Here is a 3,652-nt window from a genome sequence, read left to right as displayed (position 1 = left end):
CGTTCCGGGTGCGGGACGCGCGCGCCGCGCTGGCCCTCAGCCCCGAGCTGCCGGTCAACCTGCCCTACTGCTTCGGCCTGCTCGCCTGGTCGCTCGACGGCCGCAACGACGTGGAGACCCCCGCCTACTACCGGCGCGGCGCCCACGAGTACTCCGACGACCAGCACACCCTCAGCGGCGCCTTCGGCCACCGCCTGCTGACCGCCGCGGGCGACCAGCTCGCCGCCGTCCTCGGCCGCATCGAGCGCGACCCGGCCCACCGCCGCGCGTTCGCCCTCGTCCTGGACCCCTCGGACAACTTCCGCGAGTCCCGCGAGTACCCGTGCGCGGTCGGCGTGCAGCTCTTCCTGCGCGACGGCAAGCTCACCTGGCTGACCGTCATGCGCGCCCAGCAGGCCCTGACCGTCCTGCCCTACGACGTGTTCCTGTTCATGCTCATGCACCAGTGGGCGGCGGCCCTGCTGGGCGTGCCGTGCGGCCCCTACATCCACCAGTCGGGCACCTTCCACTTCTACGACAACGAGATCCCGCTCGCCCGCAAGGTCGTCGAGGCCCCGCTCACCTCGGCGTCCCTGCCCGCGCTCCCCGGCGCCCCGGAGGAGGCCAGGGCCGCCGTGACCGAGCTGGTCACCGTCGAGCGCGCGCTGCGCGAGGCCGTCGCCGCGGGCGACACCGCCGCGGTGGACCGGATCGCGGGGGAGCGGTGCGTCGCCGACTTCGCCGACGTCGCCCGCGCCTGCCTGGCCACCTTCGCCTACCGCAAGCTCGGCGACACCACGACGGTCGTGGACTCCCCGGCGGCGAGCGCCGAGGTCCGCGCGGACATCGCGGGGCACTGACCGCCCGCCCGACCACCGGCCCGCCGGACCCAGGAGGGAAGACCGAAGTGGATGTCGTGGTGCGCGAGGTGATCGCGGCCGGGCCGCTGCCGCCCGTTCCGGACGTGCGGCTCACCCGACTGCTGGCCGAGCGGAGGGCCCGGTTCGCCGAGGCCGCCGGAGCCGACGGGGAGGCGGCGCTGCGCTTCCCGGTGCTGGCCGCGCTCGTGCCGGTGGCCACCAACCGGGGCGGTGAGATCGCCTACCCCGGCGACCCCATGTGCCTGTACTCGGCGCTGATCAGCACCATCCGGCGCTCGGTGGGGCGCAGGGAGTCCGGGCTCGCCGCACGGCCGCACGTGGACGACCTGTACCCGGACTGGGGCCACTACCCGGACCTGGCGTACCGGCGGGCCCAGTCCGGTCCCAGGGCCGGGCTCGCCGCCGACAACCCGACCACCGACGGCAAGGTGTTCGACCCGCGCGTCTGGGACGCCGAGGCGCGCGAGGCGTTCTCCGCGCAGCTGGTCGCGCTGCGCCCCAAGGTCCTGCTGCTCAGCGCGGTGTCGGCGGCGCACCGGTACGCGCTGGAGATGGCCGAGACCGCCAAGCGCCTGGTCCCGGGGTGCCTGGTGGTGCTCGGCGGCAGGCACGCCGACGAGACCGTCCGCGTCGACAAGCGCTCCGGCCTGGTCCAGCTGTCGTGGAGCAGCACCGCGCAGGTGCAGCTCGACGGCCGCCACGAGCGCGTGGTCGACTTCGTCGTCTCCGGCGACGGCGCCCCGCTGCTCGACCTGCTCATGCAGGCCGTCGGCCTGGTCTGCGACCCCGGCTTCGGCCCCACCGACGTCGACGCGGTCATGGACTCCTTGCGCCTGCTCGCGAACTCGCGCGCCGACCTGGAGGGCGTCGGCGTCGTCGTCGGGTTCGGCGCGCGCGAGGTCGACGTGCAACCGCTGCGCGGGCGCTCCCTGGGCAGGGCCGAACTGCCCTCGCCGTACGACGCGTTCGCCATCAGGGCCCGCTTCGGCGTGTTCGAGCGGGCGGGCTCGTCCCCGCACGGCAGCCGGACCGCGCACATGATGACCCTGGACGCCTGCCCGTTCAAGTGCACCTTCTGCTCGGAGAGCAGCGCGGTCAAGAGCCTGCCGACCCGGTTCGCCATCACCGAGTCGCAGGAGGTCGCCCTGCGGGTGCAGCGCCTGGTCGACTGGGGCGCCGAGGCGATGTTCTTCGACGACCCGGTGTTCTGGGGCGGGAACTGGAACGCCATCGCCGACTTCTGCCGCGACCTCAAGGAGCTGGCGGACCGGCCGTGCGAGGACCCCGAGTCCGCCGCGCACGGGCACCGGTCGGTGCGCGACCTGGAGTGGGGCGCGCAGCTCACCGTCGACGTGGTGCTCAACCGGGCCAAGTGGGACGAGGTCGGCGCCGGGCTCGACCTGATGCGCGAGGCCGGGTGCACCTACGTCTACATCGGCATCGAGTCGATGGCCGAGCAGGTCATGAAGCACGTCAAGAAGAACCTGCTGCGCCGCAACCCCGAGCCGTGGGTGGGCAAGGTCCGCGAGGCGCTGGAGAAGATCCGCTCGCACGGCATCCGGGTCGGCAGCTCGGTGCTGTTCGGCCTGGACGGCGAGGACCGGGGCACGATCGCCGAGACCATCGAGCAGATCGGCGCGCTCATCGACGACGGGCTGCTCATCATGGCCAGCCCCAACATCCTCACCTACCACCCCGGCACCGGCATCTCCGCCGAGCACGGCCAGGACGAGCTGGACTACCACTCCCGCAAGGAGAACAAGCCGCCCTACACGTTCTTCGAGGAGGCCTACCCCGACGTGGTCTCCAAGCTGCTGACCGAGGACGACATCTGGTACATCCACGACTCGGCGGCCAAGCGGTGGGGCTCGGTGCGCAACAGCGCGATCGAGGAGAGCGGCGCGGCGTGACGCGGCCCCCGCGCCGGGCAGTTGCAGGAACACGCCACGACCGGCGCCGACGAACAGGACGACGATGCTGAACCCGAAGCTGGACCCGACGCTGAACCCGCCGCTCGCGGTCGACCCCGGCAGCTACTGGGCCCCGTACTTCACCTACTTCCCCGCGCTGTCGCGGTACATCCCGCTCGGCCGCTACGCGCAGGCCGTCCGCCCGCGCGCCTGCGTGCTCGGCGCCTCCGACGGCAAGTTCGCCCTGCCGCTGCTGCGCGCCGGCTGGGAGGTCGTCGGCGTGGAGACCGACGAGCTGTTCCTCGACGGCGGCGCGCTCGACCTGGTCGACGGCCGCCACGAGATCACCGGTCTGCGCAAGCGGCTCGCCGACGAGGGGCTGGAGGACCGCTGCACGATCGTCGAGCAGGACTACATGACCCTGCCCGCCGACGGCGCCTTCCAGTTCGTCATGGGCAGCGGCCTGTGGTCCATGCCCCCCAACCGCAAGCACACCATGCAGGCGCTGTTCGACCACGCCATGGGCATGGTCGCCCCCGGCGGCGTGTTCTTCGCCGACTACCTCGTCGGCCTCACCCCCGAGGACCGGGCGTGCGGCTACTACCCGCCGGTCGCCGAGGTGGACGGCATGATCGCCCGCGACGGCTGGGAGGTCTTCGAGAACGTCGACCTCGGCATCCACGGCGAGAGCCACGTCGGGTTCGAGCAGTGGCACTACCACCGCTACGCCGCCGTGATCGCGCTCCGCTTCCACACCCCGGTGGCGGGGTGAGCGGGCCGCCGCGCCGGGTCTGGGTGCTCGGCGGCTCCGCCAGCGGCAAGACCACGTTCTCCAGGGCCTTCGCCGCCACCACCGGCAGCAGGCACGTGGAGCTGGACCGC

Annotated in this window: 3 protein-coding genes; all 3 read left to right on the top strand. The window is 72.9% G+C overall.

What is annotated here, in order from left to right; all coding sequences use genetic code 11:
• Positions 1 to 839: thymidylate synthase (locus tag ACTUAL_RS27110; protein ID WP_440902227.1), on the top strand; the 839-nt coding region annotated here is incomplete at its 5' end.
• Positions 840 to 886: 47 nt separating this feature from the next.
• Complete coding sequence (locus tag ACTUAL_RS27105; RefSeq protein ID WP_157767801.1) at positions 887 to 2,770, top strand: B12-binding domain-containing radical SAM protein; 1,884 nt, start codon at positions 887 to 889, stop codon at positions 2,768 to 2,770.
• A gap of 64 nt (positions 2,771 to 2,834) precedes the next feature.
• A complete protein-coding gene (locus ACTUAL_RS27100; RefSeq protein ID WP_440902226.1) occupies positions 2,835 to 3,542 on the top strand; it encodes a hypothetical protein in 708 nt (235 codons plus the stop codon).
• Positions 3,543 to 3,652: the final 110 nt, after the last annotated feature.

The organism is Actinosynnema sp. (assembly GCF_052038725.1).
This window is presented reverse-complemented; position numbering and strand designations above follow the sequence as displayed.

Bases quoted from the DNA above. Each gene is read 5' to 3' on its own strand.
- ACTUAL_RS27100 (WP_440902226.1), top strand. From the start codon at position 2,835: ATGCTGAACCCGAAGCTGGACCCGACGCTGAACCCGCCGCTCGCGGTC.